Raw genomic sequence first — 19,160 nt, 5'->3', positions numbered from 1 at the left:
ATCTCCTGTCAGCGGACGCCTGCGACACGGAACTGCACGGAGATGCGCGGACCCATCGGCTCGGACGTCTTGGGGACCGCGTGGTCCCACGTCCGCTGGCACGAACCGCCCATCACGACGAGGTCACCATGCCCGAGGGCGTAGCGCAAGCTCTTTGCCGTCGACCCGGGGATCGGGCCGCCGTCGCGGGGCCGGAGCGCCAGGGTGCGCGGGGAGCCGAGCGAGAGGATGGCGATCATGGTGTCGCTGTCGCGGGACCGGCCCACCCGGTCGCCGTGCCACGCGACGCTGTCGCGGCCGTCGCGGTACAGGCAGAGGCCCGCGGTCACGAACGGCTCACCGAGCTCGGGGGCGTAGTGGCGGCTCAGGGCGTCGCGGGCCTCGACGAGCATCGGGTGCGGCAGCCGCTCGCCCGCGCCGTAGAACTTCGTGAGGCGGGGCACGTCGACGACGGAGTCGTACATCTGGCGGCGCTCGGCGTGCCACGGCACGTCGCGCAGCAGCGCCGTGAAGAGCTCGTCGCCCGCTGCGAGCCAGCCGGGCCGCACGTCGACCCAGGCGCCGTGGGCGAGCGGGTGGCGCACGGTGCCGGTGCCGAGGGCGCGCAGGGTCATCGCCTCGCCGAGGTCGAGCAGCGAGCCCTGGAGTGAGACGTCCATGCCTCCACGATAGCCCGAGTCGTCGAACGCGTGTTCGATCACAGCCGACTTTCGGTCCACGTTCCCGGTCGACGTGCCTGCGACCTCGGAGCGGGCACGCGTGGCGGTGCGCCGGCGGCGGGCCGGCGGGGGAGAATGGGGACATGCCCCTCTACCGCGACGAGGCGATCGTCCTGCGCACCCACAAGCTGGGCGAGGCCGACCGCATCATCACGATGCTGACGCGCACCCGCGGTCGCGTGCGGGCGGTCGCCAAGGGGGTGCGGCGCACGAAGTCGCGCTTCGGCTCCCGGCTCGAACCCGGCATGGTCGTCGACGTGCAGTGCTACGAGGGGCGCAACCTCGACACCGTGACCCAGGTCGAGACGCTGGCGCCCTACGGTGACGCCATCGCCCGCGACTACACGGCCTACACGTGCGCCACCTCGATGCTCGAGACCGCGCTGCAGCTGACCGAGGAGCACGAGCCGCAGACGCAGCAGTACCTCCTGCTCGCCGGCGCGCTCCGCTCGCTCGCCGAGCGCAACCACGACGCCGGCCTCGTGCTCGACGCCTACCTGCTGCGCTCGCTCGCCATCGCGGGCTGGGCCCCGAGCTTCGTCGACTGCGCCAAGTGCGGCGCGCCCGGCCCGCACCGCGCCTTCCACGTGCAGGCCGGCGGGGCCGTCTGCTCAGCCTGCCGCCCGCCCGGCTCGAGCGCCCCGGCCCCGGAGACCTTCGAGCTGCTCGCGTCCCTGCTCACGGGCGACTGGGACGTCGCGGACGCGAGCGACGAGCGACACCGCAGCCAGGGCAACGGGCTCGTGTCGGCCTTCCTCCAGTGGCACATCGAGCGAGGTCTGCGCTCGTTGCGTCTCGTCGAACGAGCCTGAGCCCGAAGCGAACCCGATCCCGACCGACCGGAGACCCATGTACGCCAAGCCGTTCCCGCACCCGTCCGGGGCGACGCCTCCCGCGATCCCCGCGCACCTGCTGCCGAAGCACGTCGCCATCGTCATGGACGGCAACGGCCGGTGGGCCAACGCGCGCGGGCTGCCGCGCACGAAGGGGCACGAGGCGGGCGAGGCGTCGCTGCTCGACGTCGTGGCCGGAGCCGTCGAGGTGGGCGTGACGCACCTGTCGGCGTATGCCTTCTCGACGGAGAACTGGCGCCGCTCGCCCGAGGAGGTGCGCTTCCTCATGGGCTTCAACCGCGACGTCATCCGCCGCCGGCGCGACCAGCTGAACGAGTGGGGCGTGCGCATGCGCTGGGTCGGCCGCGCACCCCGCCTCTGGAGGTCCGTCATCAAGGAGCTCGAGATCGCGCAGGAGCTGACGGCGCAGAACACCGGACTGACCCTCTACTTCTGCGTCAACTACGGCGGCCGCGCCGAGATCGCCGACGCCGTCCAACGGATCGCCCACGACGTCAAGGACGGTCGCCTGCGGCCGGGATCGGTCGACGAGAAGACGATCAAGAAGTACCTCGACGAGCCGACGATGCCCGACGTCGACCTCTTCGTGCGCAGCTCCGGCGAGCAGCGAACGTCTAACTTCCTGCTCTGGCAGTCGGCCTACGCCGAGATGGTGTTCCAGAACCGGCTGTGGCCGGACTACGACCGCCGCGACCTCTGGGCCGCCATCGAGGCCTACGTCGACCGCGACCGTCGCTACGGCGGCGCCGTCGACACCCCGACGACCGCTCCCTGACGACCGCCCCCTGACGACCGCCCCCCTCACGGCCGCCCCTCACGGCCGCCGGCGTCAGCGGGCCTCGGCGGTGCAGTCCGCGCAGGTGCCGAAGATCTCGAGGGTGTGCGTGACGCCCGAGAAGCCGTGGTCGCTCGCGACCTTGTCGGCCCACTTCTCGACGGCCGGCCCCTCGACCTCGACGGTGCGGCCGCACGAGCGGCACACGAGGTGGTGGTGGTGGTGCGTCGAGCAGGCCCGGTAGACGGCCTCGCCGTCGTCGGTGCGCAGCACGTCGACCGTGCCGGCCTCGACCATCGACTGGAGCGTGCGGTAGACGGTCGCGAGCCCGACGCCGGCGCCGGACTCCCGCAGCCGGGCGTGCACCGTCTGGGCCGAGGTGAAGTCGTCGGAGCGTTCGAGCAGCTCGGCCACGGCCGCCTGCTGCCGGGTGGGTCGTCGGGAGGCGCCTGCCGTCGTGTCGCGCGTGCTGCTGCCGGTGGTCATGGTCGGTCTCCCGTCGTCGGGGTGGCGGAGCCGGGTGCGCCCGCCGGAGCGGGCTGCCCGTGCGTGTCGGGGTGCCCGTGGAGGTCGTGGCGGCCGTCGACGTGGTCGCCGTGCTCGTCGTAGTGCCCCTCGTGGGCGGCGTGCAGGTGGCCGTCGTGGACGTAGTCGACGTGGTCGCCGTGGGTCACTGACGGGTGGCCGCACTCCACGCCGTGCTCGTGCGCGTGCGTCTCGGCCTCCGCGTGCCGGCGGGACCCGACGCGCGTCATGATGCCGGTCACCGCGGCCGTGACGACGAAGAGGCCGACGGCGAGCAGCACGATCGTGCCGCCCGACGGGGTGTTGAGCGGGTAGGAGAGGGCGACCCCGCCGACCGAGGAGACGAGCCCGAAGCCGATGGCCCAGCGCAGTCCGCCGCCGAAGGAGCGGGCGACGAGCTGGCTCGCGGCGTTCGGCACGATCATGAGGGCGCTGATGAGCAGCAGCCCGACGACGCGCATCGCCACGACGACCGTCGTCGCCGTGAGCACCGCGAGCACGATGTTGAGCGGCAGCACCGGGATGCCGACGGCGCGCGCGTACTCCTCGTCGTTGGCCACGGCGAAGAGCCGGGGGCGCAGCGCCCACGTCGTCACGGCGATGACGAGGGCCAGTGCGGCGAAGAGGTAGAGGTCGCTCCGCTGCGTCGTGAGGATCGACCCGAAGAGGTACTTCATGAGGTTGGCGGGCGTGCCGTCGGCGGACTTGCTGATGATGACGACGCCGGCCGCGATGCCGCCGTAGAAGATGACGGCCAGCGCGACGTCGCCGTTCGTGCGACCGCGCGTGCGCAGCAGCTCGATGACGACGGCGGCGAGCACGGCGGCCACGAGCGCCGTCAGCACCGGGGCCGAGCCGGTCACGAGGCCGATGGCGACGCCGGCCAGGGCGACGTGGCCCATGCCGTCGCCGATGAGGGAGAGGCGGCGCTGGACGAGGAAGATCCCGACCATCGGGGCCACGGTGCCCACGAGCAGTGCGGCGACGAGCGCGCGCTGCATGAAGTCGATGGACAGCATCTCGATCATCGGGTGCTTCTCTCCCGCACGGTGTCGAGCGGCCCCTGGGGCACCGGTCCGGCGTCGCCGTGCAGCTCGTCGTTGTGGTGGTGGCTGTCGTGGTCGTGGTGCACGCGGTCGCGCGCGGCGGCATACGCGCTCGGCGTGCCGTCGAAGCGGATGCGCCCGCCGTCGACGACGACGATCCGGGTGAGCAGGCGCTCGAGCGCGCCGAGCTCGTGGGTGACGATGAGCATCGTCACGCCGCGGTCGACGAGGCGCTCGAGCACGTCGGCGAGCACGTGCTGGCTCGCGGCGTCCACCCCGGCCGTCGGCTCGTCCATGACGAGCACCTCGGGCTGGCCGGCGAGGGCGCGCGCGATGAGGACGCGACGCTGCTGCCCGCCCGAGAGGGTGCTGACCTCGGTCGCCGCGCGGTCGGCGAGCCCGACGACCTCGAGCGAGCGGGCGACGACCTGGCGGTCCGTCGCGCGGAGCCGGCCGAGCCAGCCCAGCCGGGGGAGGCGCCCCGTCGAGACGATCTCCTCCGCGGTCGCGCGCACCGAGGCCGACAAGGTGTGCCGTTGGGGCACGTAGCCGAGCCGGGCGCGGTCGTGCAGCTCGTGACCGGGCACCCCGAAGAGGGTCACCTCGCCCGCGATGCGCTCGTTGAGGCCGAGCAGGCCCTTCATGAGCGTCGACTTGCCGGAGCCGTTGGGGCCCACCACGGCGACGATCTCGCCCGGGTGCACGACGAGGTCGGCATCGACGATTACGGGCCGCTCGCCGTAGCCGAAGGAGGCACGGCGCAGCTCGATGACTGCCGGTGCGGACGCGTCGCGGTGCGGGGCGGCCGTCACTTGCAGCCCAGGCCCTTCTGGAGGGCGGCGAGGTTGCTGCGCATGACCTCAAAGTAGTCCGTGCCGGCCGACTCGGTCGTGATGCCCTCGAGCGGGTCGAGCGTGGCGAGCGTGGCACCCGTCGAGGTGGCGACCGTCTGGGCGAACTTCGGCTCGACGAGCGTCTCCTGGAAGATCGTCGAGACCTTCTCGGCGCGCACGAGGTTCGAGACCTCCTGCAGGCCCGCCGCGCTCGGCTCGGCCTCGGGGGAGAGGCCGCTGATGCCGTGCTGCTCGAGGCCGTAGCGCTGGGAGAGGTAGCCGAACGCGGCATGGCTCGTGACGACGACCTTCGAGTCGCACGACGCGAGGCCCTTCGCGAACTCCGCGTCGAGGGCGTCGAGCTTCGCGACGAACGCCTTGGCATTGGCCGTGTAGGTCGCGGCGTTGGCGGGGTCGTCCGCGCCGAGGCGCGCGGCGATGGCCTGGGCCACGGCGGCGTAGCGCTTGGGGTCGAGCCAGAAGTGGGGGTCGTCGCCGGAGTGCGCGGCGTGGTCGCTCTCGGACTCGCCGGCGTGGTCGTGGCCCTCCTCCTCGGCGACCGTCAGCGTCAGCTGGGCGGCGTCGGCCACGTCGAGCACGCGTGCCGGGTCGACCTGGCCGATCGCGTCGTCGACGGCCGGCTGGAAGCCGTCGGAGTAGATGACGAGGCGTGCCTGGGTCATCGAGCCGACGTCCTGGGGGGCCAGCTCGAGGTCGTGCGGCTCGGCGCCGGGCTTCGTCAGCACGGTGACCGGGACCTTGCCTCCGGTGATCTGCTGGGTCGCGAACTCGACGGGGTAGAACGAGGTGACGACGGCGCCCTCGGCCGAGCCCGCGGATCCCGACCCCGGGGCGTCGCTCCCGCAGGCGGCGGCCCCGGCGACGACGGCCGCGGCGACGGAGAGGGAGGCGAGGGCGCGACGTGAGCGGCGTGCCGGGCGGCGAGAGGCAGGAAGCATGATGACAATCATTCTCACAATGAGAATGATTGTCAAAATCGTGGTCCAGGCGGGGCCACAGCCGGGCCTCAGGCGGGGACGATCCGTACGATCGCGACGGCCACGGCGAGCACGAGCACGGCCACGCGCATGAGCCGCTCGGGCAGCGTCAGCCGCTGCCAGGTGAGGAAGAGCAGCCAGCCGACGAAGGCCGACACGACGAGGAAGGCGATGCCGCCCCACGGGCGCGGGGTGAGGATCCCCACGGCGAGCAGGGCCACGAGCACGACGAGCGCGACGGGTCGGGGGACGGCGTTGAGCCGCTCCACCCACGGGACGGAGGCGTGCTCGAGACGGGAACGGAAGCTGAGGGCCACGCACCGAGCCTAGGGGACCGGCACGTCGACGTCGGACGCGTGGCGAAGCACCGGTGTCGGCCCGATAACCTGTGCGGCATGGCCAAGCAGACTTCCATCGTGGACACCGTCGTCAGCCTCTGCAAGCGCAGGGGCTTCGTCTTCCCGAGCGGTGAGATCTACGGAGGCACACGGTCTGCGTGGGACTACGGCCCCCTCGGCGTCGAGCTCAAGGAGAACATCCGCCGCCAGTGGTGGAAGTCCATGGTCACGAGCCGCGACGACGTCGTCGGCCTCGACTCCTCGATCATCCTGCCGCGTGAGACGTGGGTCGCCTCCGGCCACGTCGGCACCTTCACCGACCCCCTCGTCGAGTGCCTCAACTGCCACAAGCGCCGTCGCCAGGACCACCTGCAGGAGGCGCTCGCGGAGAAGAAGGGCATCGAGGACCCCGACACGGTCCCGATGACCGACGTCGTCTGCCCCGACTGCGGCACCAAGGGCCGCTGGACCGAGCCGCGCGACTTCCAGATGATGCTCAAGACCTACCTCGGCGTCATCGAGGACGAGGCGGGCCTGCACTACCTGCGCCCCGAGACGGCCCAGGGCATCTTCGTCAACTTCAACAACGTCATGCAGGCCTCGCGCAAGAAGCCGCCGTTCGGCATCGCCCAGACCGGCAAGAGCTTCCGCAACGAGATCACGCCCGGCAACTTCATCTTCCGCACCCGCGAGTTCGAACAGATGGAGATGGAGTTCTTCGTCAAGCCCGGCGAGGACGAGGAGTGGCTGCAGTACTGGCTCGAGGAGCGCACCCGCTGGTACGTCGACCTCGGCATCGACCCCGAGAACCTGCGGCACTACGAGCACGCCCCCGAGAAGCTCTCGCACTACTCGAAGCGCACCGTGGACATCGAGTACCGGTTCCGCTTCGCCGGCTCGGAGTGGGGCGAGCTCGAGGGCATCGCGAACCGCACCGACTTCGACCTGTCGACGCACAGCAAGCACTCCGGCACCGACCTCGTCTACTTCGACCAGACGACGGGTGAGAAGTACACGCCGTACGTCATCGAGCCGGCAGCCGGCCTCTCGCGGTCGCTCATGACCTTCCTCGTCGACGCGTACACCGAGGACGAGGCGCCCAACACCAAGGGTGGCGTCGACAAGCGCGTCCTGCTGCGCCTCGACCCGCGCCTCGCGCCGGTCAAGGCCGCGGTGCTGCCGCTCTCGCGCAACGCCGACCTCTCGCCGAAGGCCCGTGACCTCGCCGCGACACTGCGTCGCCACTGGAACATCGACTTCGACGACGCCGGCGCGATCGGCAAGCGCTACCGCCGCCAGGACGAGATCGGCACGCCGTTCTGCATCACCGTCGACTTCGACACGCTCGAGGACCAGGCCGTGACGATCCGCGAGCGCGACACCATGGCGCAGGAGCGCATCGCGCTCGACCAGGTCGAGGGCTACCTCGCCGCGCGCCTGATCGGCTGCTGACCGGCCGCCGATCGCCGAGGCACCCACGCCGACGTATGCCGCTCGCCCACCCGGGCGGGCGGCATACTGCGTGAGTGGCCGGGTCACGGGCGGGCGAGGACGTGCTGCGGGCGACCCCCGGTCTCCGCGCCCGGGCGGCGGCCGACGCGCTGGGCGACGAGGTGCTGACCGCGTGGTGCGCCGACCTGCTGGCCGGCCGGGCCGTCTGGGGCGACCCCGCCCTGCCCGACGTCGGCTGGGTCGGGGGCAGGGCGGCGACGGGCTGGGGGTCGCCGGAGCGCCTGGACGAGCACACGCGCTACTGGTCGCGGGTGTGGGCGGCGCGGACCCTTCTCCATGTGTGGTCCGACCGGTGCGAGGCGCAGGTCGTCGCCGCGCTCGCCGATCCCGCGTGGCGGGTGCGTGAGATGTGCGCGAAGGTGTCGACCCGCTGGGAGGTCGGGCCGGCGGCCGACCGTTGTGCCGAGCTCGTGAGCGCCGACGACGTCCCGAGGGTGCGGGCCGCCGCCGCACGGGCCATCGGTGCTGTCGGTGAGGCCGAGCACGCGGCCGCCCTGCACGACGCACTCGACGACCCGGACGTCGCGGTCCGCAGCGCCGCGGTCAGGGCCCTCGGCGTCCTGGCGCGGCGCCTCGACCGGGACCTCTGAGGCTGCACCCGGCGCGATCGGATCCTGCTCCCGAAAACGGAGCAGTATCCGATCGCGAGGGGCGCCACAGGTTCCGCGGCGACTCAGCCGTCAGCCCTCAGCCCGGGGAGTGGCCGGTCGCGACGGGGCGCTCGGGGTCGCGGATCCACTCGCTCCACGAGCCGGGGTAGAGCGTGGCGTCGACGCCGAGCTCGGCGAGCGCGAGCAGGTGGTGCGCGGCGGTGACGCCCGAGCCGCAGTAGACCCCGACCGGACCGTCGTGCCCGGCCCGCACCGCCGCCCAGTGCTCGGCGAGGTCGCGCCGGAAGGTGCCGTCGGCCGTCAGCCACGCAGCGGTCGGACTGTTGACGGCGCCCGGCACGTGCCCGGCCACGGGGTCGATCGGCTCGGTCTCGCCGGCGTAGCGCTCCGGCGCGCGCACGTCGAGGAGCAGACCGTCGCGGGCGACCGCGGCCGCGGCCTCGGCATCGAGGGTCGGCAGGGCCCCGGGGCGCACCACCATGTCGCCGTGCCGGTCGGCCGGTGCCGCGGTCGAGACCGGCAGGCCCGCGGCCACCCACGCGGCGTGGCCGCCGTCGAGCACGCGCACGTCAGGCACGCCGGCCCAGCGCAGCACCCACCAGGCCCGCGCGGCGGCATACGACTCCCGGGCGTCGAGGACGACGACCCGGCTGTGCTCGGTGATGCCGGCCCGGCGGACGAGCCCCTGCACGACCTCGGGCGCGGGCAGCGGGTGGCGGCCACCGTCGCCGGCCGGTCCCGCGAGCTCGGCGTCGAGGTCGACGAAGAACGCCCCCGGCACGTGGCCGGCGTCGTAGTCGGCCCGGCCGGCCGGCGTGTTCGCCGTCGACAGCGCCCACCGCACGTCGAGCACCACGACGTCCTCGATCTCGGCTGCGAGCTGTTCGGCGCGAAGGAGGTGGGTCATGCCGCCATCGTGGCATCCTCGGCACGTGCGTGCTCATCTGGTCCTCGTGCACGGCTCGCGGCTGGCGAGCAGCCAGTGGGCGCCCCAGCTGCCGCTGCTGCGGGGGCGCGTCGACGTGACGCTCGTCGACCTGCCCGGGCACGGCACGCGCGCCGCGGAGGCCTTCACGCTGGACCGCTGCGTCGAGGTCGTCGACGAGGCCGTGCGCGCCGCCGCGAGGACCGTGCCCCGCCGGGTGGTCGTGCTCGTCGGGCACTCGCTCGGCGGCTACGCCGCGATGACGTATGCCGCGGCGCACCCCGACGCGCTCGACGGACTCGTGCTCGCCGACTCGAGCGCCACGCCCACCGGCCCTGGCGCCGCGGTCTACCGCGGCGTGGCCGCCCTCACCGACCGGGTCGGCCCCACGCGGATGACCCGCGTCAACGACCGGGTGCTGCGCCGGCTCTACCCGGCCGAGCGCATCGAGCCGGTCATCGCGGGCGGCTACTACTTCGCGCCGACCGGGGCGGCCTGGCGCGAGGTCATGGCCCGGTGCCGCCCGGCGATGCTCCGCGCGGTCGAGTGCCCCGTCCTGCTCCTCAACGGGCGCTTCGACCAGATGCGCCTCGGGGCGCGGGCCTTCCGCCGCGCGTGCCCGCGGGCCCGCGAGGTGGTGCTGCCCGGCGCGGGCCACCTGGCCAACCTCGACCAGCCCGTGGCGTTCGCCGAGGCGCTGCTCCGTTTCGCGGAGGAGATCGCCGAGCCCTCCGGCGGGGTCGCCGATTCGGCGCGCGGCGGCTGAGCGGGGAGAATCGGGTGGGTGACCGACGTTCTGACCCCCGTGACCGAGACCCCGGGCGCCGTGCTGCCCCCGCTGCGGATCGGGCGCCACGTCATCGAGTCGCCCGTCGTGCTCGCCCCGATGGCCGGCATCACGAACCGCGCCTTCCGCCGCCTGTGCCGCGAGTACGGCAACGAAGGGCGCGCGATCGGCGGGGCGAGCGGCGCGACGAGCCTCTACGTCAGCGAGATGATCACCTCGCGCGCCCTCGTCGAGCGCACCCCCGAGTCGATGCGGCTCATCGAGCACGACCCGGAGGAGAACCCGCGCTCGATCCAGCTCTACAGCGTCGACCCGGCGACGGCCCGGGCCGCGGCGCGCATGCTCGTCACCGAGGACCGCACCGACCACATCGACCTCAACTTCGGCTGCCCGGTGCCCAAGGTGACCCGCAAGGGCGGCGGCTCGGCGCTGCCGTGGAAGAAGGACCTCTTCAAGGCCATCGTGGGCGCCGTCGTCGAGGAGGGCGCCAAGCGCGACATCCCCGTCACCGTCAAGATGCGCAAGGGCATCGACGACGACCACCTCACCTTCCTCGACGCCGGCCTCACGGCAGAGGCCGAGGGAGTCGCGGCCGTGGCCCTGCACGGTCGCACGGCGTCGCAGGCCTACTCCGGCACCGCCGACTGGAGCGCCATCCGGATGCTCAAGGAGACCGTGACGAGCATCCCGGTGCTCGGCAACGGCGACATCTGGTCGGCCGAGGACGCCCTGCGCATGGTCCGCGAGACCGGCTGCGACGGCGTCGTCGTCGGCCGCGGCTGCCTCGGTCGCCCGTGGCTCTTCACCGACCTCGCGGCGGCCTTCGCGGGCACCTCGGCGCGGGTGACGCCGACCCTGGGCGAGGTCGCCGAGACGCTGCGGACGCACACGGCCTACCTCTGCGACTTCTACGGCGAGGAGGAGCGCGCCTGCCGCGACATCCGCAAGCACATCGCGTGGTACCTCAAGGGGTTCCCGGCCGGTTCGACGATCCGCAACAGCCTCGCGCTCGTCGACTCGATGGCGGCGCTCGACGACCTGCTCGCGACGCTCGACCCCGACGCGCCGTGGCCCGGCGAGGCCGCCGAGGGCCAGCGCGGACGGGCCGGATCGTCGCGCACCGTCGCTCTGCCCGACCGCTGGCTCGAGTCGCGCGAGCTCTCGGAGGAGCACCGGCGCACCATCGCGGAGGCCGAGCTGTCGGTCAGCGGCGGCTGAGCCTCCGCCGACCCCGCCCGACCCTCACCTCAGCCAGACGGCGAGCGGACCGAGCTGCTCCGCCCCGGCGGCGAGCGCGGCGTCGAGGCTGTCCCCGGCCTCCCAGCCCACGAGCGGAAGACCGTCCGCGACGGTGCGCGCGACAGCGGCCGCCTGCGCCCACGCACGGTGGGCGTCGCCGTCGAGCGTGAAGACGTTGCCGATCCCGGCCACCTCGCCGGTGACGTGGACGATCGCGCCGGCCACGACGGGCGCGTCGTCGGCGGAGCCCGCGTGCTGGGCGAGGACGTGGACACCGGGCTCGTCGAGCAGGGTGGGCTGCAGGATCGCCTCGGCGTCGGGGTCGCTGGCCCAGGCGCGCACCCAGGCGGCCATCCCCGTGGCGGAGGTCACGGGGCGCCACCCCGGGCCGGCGTCGCCCGTCGGCGTCCGGGGGTCGAGCCAGACCCACTCCCCGACGACGAGGCGCGCGAAGTCCTCCGGGGCGAGGTCGAGCCGGGCCCACGAGTCCTTGACCGAGCAGCCGTCCGAGCCGTCGACACGGGCCAGCACGTCGTACTCGCCGACGGTGGGCGAGAGCGTGACGGCGTCGGGGTAGTAGGGCGGGGTGCGGGTGGCGGCCGTCCACGCGTCGGCATCGAGCGTCGTCGAGACGCCGTGCGAGCGGGCCACGGCGTCGCACCAGAGGGCGTTGTTGCGGGCGGCGAGGACGATGCGGTCGGTCACGTCGCCGATCCTCTCAGTGTCGGTGCCCGGTGGCAGGATCGGGCCATGAGAGAGGGAGGGTCGGTGGAGCGCCCCGCGACGTTCTTCGACGACGCCGACGACTTCCGGGCCTGGCTCGAGGCGAACCACGAGCACGCCACCGAGCTCTGGATGGGGCTCAACAAGAAGCACGTGGAGCCGCGCGGCCTGCAGTGGGCCGAGGCGGTGCGCGAGGCACTGTGCTTCGGGTGGATCGACTCGATGGCGCAGCGCATCGACGACGACGCGGTGCGCCAGCGCTGGACGCCGCGCAAGCCCGGGAGCAACTGGAGCACGATCAACATAAGCGCCGTGGCCGAGCTCACGGCGCAGGGGCGCATGCGCCCCGCAGGTCTGGCGGCGTTCGAGCGGCGGCGCGAGGACCGCTCCGGCGTCTACGCCTACGAGAACCGGGAGCGCAGCTGGCCGGAGGCCTACGAGGCGCAGCTGCGGGCCGACGCCCGGGCGTCGGCGTTCTGGGACGCCGCGACCGCGTCGTACCGCAAGCTCGCGACGAACTGGGTCGTCACGGCCAAGCAGGAGGCGACGCGGGACCGGAGGATGGCCGAGCTCGTCGACGACTGCGCGCACGCCCGCCTCATCAAGACCCAGCGCTACGGCGGGGAGCCGGCCTGGGTGCGTCGCTTCCGCGCCGAGCAGGAGCCGCCCGTCTAGAGTCCCGGTGTGGGCTACGAGGGTCGGGACCGGGAGCGCTGGGTGGCGGAGGACCCTGCCCAGAAGCGCGCGGACCGTGACGACTTCGCCCGCGACCGGGCGCGCGTCGTGCACTCGTCGGCGCTGCGCCGGCTCGCGGCCAAGACCCAGGTGCTCGCGCCCGGGCACGACGACTTCGTGCGCAACCGCCTCACGCACTCGCTCGAGGTGGCGCAGATCGGTCGGGAGTTCGGCGCCGCCCTCGGCTGCGACGCCGACGTCGTCGACACCGCCTGCCTCTCCCACGACCTCGGGCACCCGCCGTTCGGCCACAACGGCGAGACCGTGCTCGACGAGATCGCCTCGGACATCGGGGGGTTCGAGGGCAACGCCCAGACCCTGCGCCTGCTGACCCGGCTCGAGGCCAAGCGGGCCCACGCCGACGGTCGCCCGGCCGGGCTGAACCTGACCCGGGCCAGCCTCGACGCGTCGACGAAGTACCCGTGGGCGCGGGGCGAGGGGCCGCACGGCACGCGCAAGTTCGGCGTCTACCCCTCCGACCGGCCGGTCTTCGACTGGATCCGCGAGGGCGCGCGGCCGGGGGTCCGCTGCCTCGAGGCCGAGGTGATGGACTGGTCGGACGACGTCGCCTACTCGGTGCACGACGTCGAGGACGCCATCGCCTCGGGCTGGCTCGACCCGCGGGTGCTGCACTCGCGCGACCTGGCCGCCGTGCTCGACGTCGCCGGTCGCACCTACGCCCCCGACCTCGGCGCCGACGCGCTGGGCGCCGCGCTGGAACGGCTGCTCGCCTCGGGGGCGGTGCCGACGGCATACGACGGCTCGCGGAGCGACCTCGCGATGCTCAAGGACATGACGAGCCGGCTCATCGGGCACTTCGTGCTCGTCGTCGAGCAGGCCACCCGCGAGCGGCACGGCCCGGGCACGCTGTGCCGCTACGGCGCCGACCTCGTCGTGCCGGACGGGACACGGGCGGAGTGCGCGGTGCTCAAGGCGGTGGCCAACCACTTCGTGATGACGACCGACGAGCGGCTCGCGGTCATGTCGCAGCAGCGCGAGGTGGTGCGCGCCCTCGTCGAGGCGTTCGCGGCCGCGCCCGACGAGCGCCTCGACGTCGCCTTCCGGGCCGACCACGACGCGGCCGTCGACGACGGGGAGCGGCTGCGCGTCGTCGTCGACCAGGTGGCCTCCCTGACCGACGTGCGGGCGCTCGCCCTCCACACCCGGTGGTGCCGCTGACACGACCCTCCCGGCGACGACCTAGAATCACGGCAGCGACAGGAGGCAGATGGCGGGGCTGATCAACAGCGAGGACATCGCGGCGGTCAAGGCGCGGTCGTCCCTCGAGGACGTCGTGCGCGAGCACGTCACCCTTCGCTCCGCGGGCCCGGGGTCGCTCAAGGGCCTCTGCCCGTTCCACGACGAGAAGACGCCGTCGTTCAACATCCGCCCGGCCGTGGGCGCCTGGCACTGCTTCGGCTGCCAGGAGGGCGGCGACGTCATCTCCTTCGTGCAGAAGGTCGACCACCTCAGCTTCTCCGAGGCCGTCGAGCGGCTCGCCTCGAAGCTCGGCATGGAGCTGCGCTACGAGAACGGCGACCGGCCCCGCGAGGAGGGCATCGGCCGGCGCAGCCGTCTCGTCGAGGCCCACCGCGTGGCCGAGGAGTTCTACACCGAGCAGCTGCTGGGCGGCCAGGCCGCCCGCGCAGGTCGCGACTTCCTGCGCGCGCGTGACTTCAACAGCGCCCACGTCAAGCAGTTCGGCATCGGGTTCGCGCCCCGGGGCGGCGAGGACCTCGTGCGCCACCTGCGGGCCAAGGGCTTCAGCGACGACGAGCTCGTGACCGGCGGGCTCGCCGGCCGCGGTGCGCGCGGGCTCTACGACCGGTTCCGCGGGCGGCTCGTGTGGCCGATCCGCGACATCACCGGCGACACGGTCGGCTTCGGGGCGCGCCGGATCTTCGACGACGACCGCATCGAGGCGAAGTACCTCAACACGTCCGAGACGCCGATCTACAAGAAGTCGACCGTGCTCTACGGCCTCGACCTCGCCAAGAAGAAGATCTCGCAGGGCCGCCAGGCCGTGGTCGTCGAGGGCTACACCGACGTCATGGCCTGCCACCTGGCCGGGGTCGACACCGCGGTCGCGACGTGCGGCACGGCCTTCGGCGCCGAGCACATCAAGACGCTGCGCCGGCTCATGCGCGACGAGGCCGGGCTCGCTCCCGCCAAGGTGATCTTCACCTTCGACGGCGACGCCGCCGGGCAGAAGGCGGCCATGCGTGCCTTCGCCGACGACGAGAAGTGGACCTCGCAGTCGTTCGTCGCCGTCGAGAAGTCGGGCAAGGACCCGTGCGAGCTGCGCCAGGCCGGGGGTGACCCGGCCGTGCAGGCGCTCATCGAGGACGCGGTCCCGATGTTCGAGTTCGCGGTGCGCACGACGATCAAGCGCTTCGACGTGGGCACGGCGGAGGGCCGCATCCAGGCGGTGCGCGCGGTGGCCCCCATCATCGCCGCGATCCGCGACCAGTCGCTGCGACCCGAGTACACCCGCGAGGTCTCGGGCATGCTCGGTCTCGACGTCGAGCAGGTGGCGACCGAGGTGTCGCGGGCCGGCAAGCTCAAGGTCGACGACGACGCGCGCGCCGACCGGGCGGGCGCGCGGAACGGTGGCCGCGACGAGGCCGAGCCCGTCGGGTCGCCCGCCGAGGCGATGGGCATGCCGCTGCCCGACCGGCGCGACCCCGTCGTGCACGCCGAGCGGCAGCTGCTCCAGGTGCTCCTGCAGTTCCCGACGGTCTTCAAGCCGGGAGCCATCGACCTGCTGACGCCCGACGCCTTCTCGGCGCCCGCGCACCGCGCGGTCTTCGACGGCATCCGGATCGCCCACCACGGCACCGACAAGGGCAACGTGCGGGTCTGGACGTCGGCCGTCACCGAGGCCGCCCCGAGCCCGGTCGCCGGCCTCGTGAGCGAGCTGGCCGTCGACACGCTGCCGACGCGGATGGACCCCAACACCGGCCTGCCCACCTCGCGCTACGTCGACGAGCTCTTCGACCGGGTGCGCACCATCGCGCTGACCCGGCAGATCGCCGACTCGATGAGCGAGATGCGCCGGCTCGACCACGCCGAGGAGCCGTCGCCCGAGCGCACGCGCGAGCTCGGCATCCAGCTGCAGACGCTCCAGCGCGAGCTCGCGGCGATCAAGGCAGGGATGGGCTGATGGCACTCTTCGAACGGCGGCGCCGGCCGGCGCTGCCTGCACCCGTGCGGGCGGCCGTGCCCCTCGACGGCGGGGCGTCCGTGCTCGCCTGGGCGCGCGACGAGCGGACGGGTGGCCACGTCGTCGCGACGACGCACCACCTGGCCTTCGTCGGGCCCGGCGACGAGCTCGCCTGGAGCCGGCCCTGGCACGAGGCCGAGACCGGCACGTGGGCGGGCGAGACGTCCACGCTGACCGTCACGTGGGTCGACCGGGGCGCCCCGGCGCGCTGGCAGGTCACCGAACCCTCGTTGCTCCAGCAGGCCCTGCGCGAGCGCCTGCAGGCCAGCGTCGTGCTCGCCGACGAGTTCCGCACCGCGGGCCGGCGAACGGTCCGCGTCGTCATCCGCCAGGACCTCGCGACGGGGGCCCTGCTCGAGCAGATCGTGCCAGGCAAGGGCGCCGACCTCACCGACACGGACGTGGCCCGGGAGGCGGCCCAGCGCCTCGCCCGGCTGCGCGCCGAAGTGGGTCTCTGAGGCTGTCGTCGACGTCGTCGCACGGGGTGTTTTCGGCAGGTCGCACCCGATTTCTCGACCGCCCGGATGCTTTGCTATGGTTGCGCAGCAGCATTCCCCTGTAGCTCAATTGGCAGAGCAGCCGGCTGTTAACCGGCAGGTTATTGGTTCGAGTCCAATCGGGGGAGCCAGCACCGAGAAGGGCCCCGACACCACTGGTGTCGGGGCCCTTCTCGTGTCCGCTCCCTCCGACCTCGGCCGGAGGGAGCTCCACCGTTCCGTCAGCGACGTGCGTCGCCCGTGTGGACGCCGCTCCCGCCGATGCCGTCGGTGGGGGTGTCCACCGTGCCGGCACCCGTCACGCCGGTCGCCGGGGCACCCTTGCGCGGGCCCCGTCCGCGGCGGCTGAGCCGCTTCTCGACGCGACCGGCCAGGACGGTCAGGCCGAAGTTCAGCGCGATGAAGACGACCGCGGCGAGGACGTATGCCGGGATGACGGTCGCGTACGCCGTGCCCATGTCGCGCATGCTCTGGAGCAGCTCGGGGTACGTGATGGCGGCACCGAGCGCGCTGTCCTTGAGGATGACGACGATCTGGCTGACGAGCGCCGGCAGCATCGCGGTGAGCGCCTGCGGCAGCTGGATCGAGCGCAGCGTCTGCGTGGCCGTGAGGCCGATCGACAGGCCCGCCTCGGCCTGGCCCTTCGGCAGGCCGTAGACGCCCGAGCGCACGAGCTCGGCGATGACCGAGCCGTTGTAGAGCGTCAGCGCGATGACGACCGCCATGAACGAGTTGAGGCTCGCCACGAAGATGTTGTTGAACGCGAAGAGCTGGAAGAGGAAGTACATCATCAGCAGCACCGGCACGGCGCGGAAGAACTCCACGACGATGCCGCACACCCACCGGATCGCCCGGTTGTGCGACAGCCGGCCCATGCCGAAGACGATGCCGAAGGCCATGGCCGCGACGATCGAGACCGCGGCCGCCTTGAGGGTGTTGAGGAGGCCGGGGACGACGTAGGCGGTCCAGACCTCGGGGTCGACGAGGGGCTGCCACAGCGACGCCTCGAGCTGGCCCTGGGCGTTCAGCTTCCACAGGATGGCCGCGAGCGTGCCGGCGAACAGGACGAACCCGAAAACGGTGAGGATCGCGTGGCGACGTCGGGCGCGCGGACCCGGTGCGTCGAAGAGGACGTTCTGCGCACTCATCGCTTCACCGCCAGTCGTCGCGACATCGAGGTGAAGAACAGGCCCACGGGCAGCGTCAGGACGACGAAGCCGAGGGCGAAGACGAGGAAGACCGCGATGCTGGCCGTCTCGTTCTCGATGATCACCTTCATCAGGGCCGAGGCCTCGGCGACGCCGATGACGGACGCGACCGTCGTGTTCTTCGTCAGCGCGATGAGCACCGACCCGAGCGGCGCGATGGCGCCGCGGAAGGCCTGCGGGAGGATGACCTCGCGCAGGCTCTGGCCGAACGTGAGCCCGATGGACCGTGCGGCCTCCGCCTGACCCAGCGGCACCGTGTTGAAACCGCTGCGCACGGCCTCGCACACGAAGGCCGCGTGGTAGACGGCGAGCGCGACCATGGCCCAGCGGATGGCGTTGTCGCGCAGCGACGTCGCGGAGCTCGGGTCGACGAGGTTGACTTCCAGCACGATGCCGACGCCGGCGAGCGAGAAGAAGACGATGAGGGTCAGGGGGGTGTTGCGGACGACGTTGACGTAGAACGCACCGAGGCGTCGCAGCACGGCGACCGGTGACACGCGCATGATCGCGAGCACCGTGCCGATGACGAGCGCCCCGATGGACGAGAAGAACGTCAGCTTGATGGTCATCCAGAACGCCGCGAGGATGTCGTACTTCTCGAGGACGTCGAGCATGTCCCTCCTTCACGTGCAAGGGATCTGGCCTGCGCGGGCCGCGTCACCGAGCTGGCGCCGCGGCCCACGCAGGGCGGGGGTGACGAGGGTCAGGAGCAGGCAGCCGGGGTGGGCGGGTTCCCCGCGCCCGGCTTGTAGCCGGCCGGGCCCAGGTTGGCGTCGAGCGACTTCTGCCAGGAGCCGTCGCTGATCATCTTCTTGATCGCGTCGGTCACCTTCGTGCACATGGCGGTGTCGCCCTTCTTGAGGCCGATGCCGTAGTTCTCCTCGGAGAACGGCTTGCCGACGACCTTGAACTTGCCCTTGTACTGGTCCTGCGCGGCGTAGCCGGCGAGGATCGTGTCGTCGGTCGTCAGGGCGTCGATGGCACCGGTCTGGAGCGCGGGCAGGCACTCGGAGTACGTGCCGAACTCCTGGAGCTGCACACCCGGGTACTTGTCCTTGACCTTCTGGGCGGACGTCGAGCCGGTGACCGAGCAGAGCTTCTTGCCCTCGAGGCTGTCGGGGCCGGTGATCGACGAGTCGTCCGAGCGGACGAGCAGGTCCTGGCCGGCGATGAGGTAGGGCCCGGCGAAGGAGACCTTCTCCTTGCGGGTGTCGGTGATCGAGTAGGTCGCGACGACCATGTCGACCTGGCCCGTCTGGATGAGGGTCTCGCGCTGGGCGCTCGGCGCCTGCACCCAGGTGATGTCGCCCTCGGACGTGCCGAGCGCCTTGGCGACGTACTTGGCGACCTCGACGTCGAAGCCGCTGTACTCGCTGCCCTTCTTGAGGCCCATGCCGGGCTGGTCGAACTTGATGCCGATCTTCAGACCGCCACCTCCGCCGCCGCTCCCGCTGCCGCTGGGCTCGCCGGACCCGCACGCGGCGAGCGTGAGAGCCAGCGTCGCAGCCGCTGCAACGGCTCCGATTCGTGCCTTCATCTGGGGTTCCTCCCTGGTGGTTGCTCACTCCCCGCGTGGCGCGGGAAGTGCCCTGTCGTGCGTTCGCTACAGGTG

The 19,160-nt window shown here is 72.5% G+C and carries 21 protein-coding genes and 1 tRNA gene; 11 read left to right on the top strand and 11 right to left on the bottom strand.

Annotated features, from left to right (window positions below):
- Positions 1 to 8: 8 nt before the first annotated feature.
- A complete protein-coding gene (locus ABT295_RS05045; protein ID WP_352393315.1) occupies positions 9 to 659 on the bottom strand; it encodes an alpha-ketoglutarate-dependent dioxygenase AlkB in 651 nt (216 codons plus the stop codon).
- Positions 660 to 802: 143 nt separating this feature from the next.
- On the opposite strand from ABT295_RS05045, the gene recO reads away from it, so the two are divergent.
- Positions 803 to 1,531, top strand: coding sequence for a DNA repair protein RecO (recO, locus tag ABT295_RS05040; protein WP_352393314.1), 729 nt, complete (start codon positions 803 to 805; stop codon positions 1,529 to 1,531).
- 37 nt (positions 1,532 to 1,568) lie between these two features.
- Positions 1,569 to 2,348, top strand: a complete 780-nt coding sequence (locus ABT295_RS05035; protein WP_352393313.1) for an isoprenyl transferase — start codon at positions 1,569 to 1,571, stop codon at positions 2,346 to 2,348.
- Between the two features lie 54 nt (positions 2,349 to 2,402).
- Here the strand turns inward: ABT295_RS05035 and ABT295_RS05030 are convergent, their stop codons facing one another.
- From ABT295_RS05030 to ABT295_RS05010, 5 genes are all read right to left on the bottom strand, one after another.
- Positions 2,403 to 2,834 (bottom strand): Fur family transcriptional regulator, encoded by a 432-nt coding sequence (locus ABT295_RS05030; RefSeq protein ID WP_352393312.1) that lies wholly within the window; start codon positions 2,832 to 2,834, stop codon positions 2,403 to 2,405.
- On the bottom strand, positions 2,831 to 3,901 hold the full coding sequence (locus tag ABT295_RS05025; RefSeq protein ID WP_352393311.1) for a metal ABC transporter permease: 1,071 nt from the start codon (positions 3,899 to 3,901) through the stop codon (positions 2,831 to 2,833). The genes ABT295_RS05030 and ABT295_RS05025 overlap by 4 nt, the downstream gene beginning before the upstream one ends.
- On the bottom strand, positions 3,898 to 4,731 hold the full coding sequence (locus ABT295_RS05020) for a metal ABC transporter ATP-binding protein (RefSeq protein ID WP_352393310.1): 834 nt from the start codon (positions 4,729 to 4,731) through the stop codon (positions 3,898 to 3,900). The genes ABT295_RS05025 and ABT295_RS05020 overlap by 4 nt, the downstream gene beginning before the upstream one ends.
- Entirely contained in the window at positions 4,728 to 5,711 is a 984-nt protein-coding gene (locus ABT295_RS05015; protein WP_352393309.1) for a metal ABC transporter substrate-binding protein, read from the bottom strand. Before ABT295_RS05015 ends, ABT295_RS05020 begins: the two co-directional genes overlap by 4 nt.
- A gap of 68 nt (positions 5,712 to 5,779) precedes the next feature.
- A complete protein-coding gene (locus ABT295_RS05010; protein ID WP_352393308.1) occupies positions 5,780 to 6,067 on the bottom strand; it encodes a DUF6703 family protein in 288 nt (95 codons plus the stop codon).
- A gap of 78 nt (positions 6,068 to 6,145) precedes the next feature.
- Here ABT295_RS05010 and ABT295_RS05005 point away from each other — a divergent pair, with 78 nt between their 5' ends.
- On the top strand, positions 6,146 to 7,540 hold the full coding sequence (locus ABT295_RS05005) for a glycine--tRNA ligase (protein ID WP_352393307.1): 1,395 nt from the start codon (positions 6,146 to 6,148) through the stop codon (positions 7,538 to 7,540).
- 74 nt (positions 7,541 to 7,614) lie between these two features.
- On the top strand, positions 7,615 to 8,190 hold the full coding sequence (locus ABT295_RS05000; RefSeq protein WP_352393306.1) for a HEAT repeat domain-containing protein: 576 nt from the start codon (positions 7,615 to 7,617) through the stop codon (positions 8,188 to 8,190).
- Between the two features lie 97 nt (positions 8,191 to 8,287).
- Here the strand turns inward: ABT295_RS05000 and ABT295_RS04995 are convergent, their stop codons facing one another.
- On the bottom strand, positions 8,288 to 9,118 hold the full coding sequence (locus tag ABT295_RS04995; protein ID WP_352393305.1) for a sulfurtransferase: 831 nt from the start codon (positions 9,116 to 9,118) through the stop codon (positions 8,288 to 8,290).
- A gap of 25 nt (positions 9,119 to 9,143) precedes the next feature.
- On the opposite strand from ABT295_RS04995, the gene ABT295_RS04990 reads away from it, so the two are divergent.
- Both ABT295_RS04990 and dusB read left to right on the top strand, forming a co-directional pair.
- Positions 9,144 to 9,902 (top strand): alpha/beta fold hydrolase, encoded by a 759-nt coding sequence (locus tag ABT295_RS04990; RefSeq protein ID WP_352393304.1) that lies wholly within the window; start codon positions 9,144 to 9,146, stop codon positions 9,900 to 9,902.
- Between the two features lie 18 nt (positions 9,903 to 9,920).
- Complete coding sequence (gene dusB / locus ABT295_RS04985; RefSeq protein ID WP_352393303.1) at positions 9,921 to 11,141, top strand: tRNA dihydrouridine synthase DusB; 1,221 nt, start codon at positions 9,921 to 9,923, stop codon at positions 11,139 to 11,141.
- 24 nt (positions 11,142 to 11,165) lie between these two features.
- Here dusB and ABT295_RS04980 read toward each other — a convergent pair whose 3' ends face one another.
- Positions 11,166 to 11,867: a hypothetical protein gene (locus tag ABT295_RS04980; RefSeq protein ID WP_352393302.1), complete on the bottom strand. Its 702-nt coding sequence runs from the start codon at positions 11,865 to 11,867 to the stop codon at positions 11,166 to 11,168.
- 45 nt (positions 11,868 to 11,912) lie between these two features.
- On the opposite strand from ABT295_RS04980, the gene ABT295_RS04975 reads away from it, so the two are divergent.
- The 5 genes from ABT295_RS04975 to ABT295_RS04955 all read left to right on the top strand — a co-directional run bounded on the left by ABT295_RS04975 (position 11,913) and on the right by ABT295_RS04955 (position 16,471).
- Complete coding sequence (locus ABT295_RS04975) at positions 11,913 to 12,560, top strand: YdeI/OmpD-associated family protein (RefSeq protein ID WP_352393301.1); 648 nt, start codon at positions 11,913 to 11,915, stop codon at positions 12,558 to 12,560.
- A gap of 9 nt (positions 12,561 to 12,569) precedes the next feature.
- Positions 12,570 to 13,799 (top strand): deoxyguanosinetriphosphate triphosphohydrolase, encoded by a 1,230-nt coding sequence (locus ABT295_RS04970; protein ID WP_352393300.1) that lies wholly within the window; start codon positions 12,570 to 12,572, stop codon positions 13,797 to 13,799.
- A 49-nt stretch (positions 13,800 to 13,848) separates the two neighbouring features.
- Positions 13,849 to 15,783 (top strand): DNA primase, encoded by a 1,935-nt coding sequence (dnaG, locus tag ABT295_RS04965; protein WP_352393299.1) that lies wholly within the window; start codon positions 13,849 to 13,851, stop codon positions 15,781 to 15,783.
- The gene (locus ABT295_RS04960) at positions 15,783 to 16,301 is read left to right on the top strand and encodes a hypothetical protein (protein ID WP_352393298.1); all 519 of its coding nucleotides are present in this window, start codon (positions 15,783 to 15,785) and stop codon (positions 16,299 to 16,301) included. Before dnaG ends, ABT295_RS04960 begins: the two co-directional genes overlap by 1 nt.
- A 94-nt stretch (positions 16,302 to 16,395) precedes the next feature.
- Positions 16,396 to 16,471, top strand: a tRNA-Asn gene (locus ABT295_RS04955).
- 90 nt (positions 16,472 to 16,561) lie between these two features.
- Here ABT295_RS04955 and ABT295_RS04950 read toward each other — a convergent pair.
- The 3 genes from ABT295_RS04950 to ABT295_RS04940 form a co-directional block, all read right to left on the bottom strand.
- Entirely contained in the window at positions 16,562 to 17,488 is a 927-nt protein-coding gene (locus ABT295_RS04950; RefSeq protein ID WP_352393297.1) for an amino acid ABC transporter permease, read from the bottom strand.
- Positions 17,485 to 18,162, bottom strand: coding sequence for an amino acid ABC transporter permease (locus ABT295_RS04945; protein ID WP_352393296.1), 678 nt, complete (start codon positions 18,160 to 18,162; stop codon positions 17,485 to 17,487). The genes ABT295_RS04950 and ABT295_RS04945 overlap by 4 nt, the downstream gene beginning before the upstream one ends.
- A gap of 89 nt (positions 18,163 to 18,251) precedes the next feature.
- Positions 18,252 to 19,085 (bottom strand): glutamate ABC transporter substrate-binding protein, encoded by an 834-nt coding sequence (locus tag ABT295_RS04940; protein ID WP_352393295.1) that lies wholly within the window; start codon positions 19,083 to 19,085, stop codon positions 18,252 to 18,254.
- Between the last annotated feature and the right edge of the window lie 75 nt (positions 19,086 to 19,160).

The sequence above is a fragment of the Terrabacter sp. NPDC000476 genome, from assembly GCF_040300125.1.
In the GTDB taxonomy this organism is placed as follows: domain Bacteria; phylum Actinomycetota; class Actinomycetes; order Actinomycetales; family Dermatophilaceae; genus Terrabacter.
This window is presented reverse-complemented; position numbering and strand designations above follow the sequence as displayed.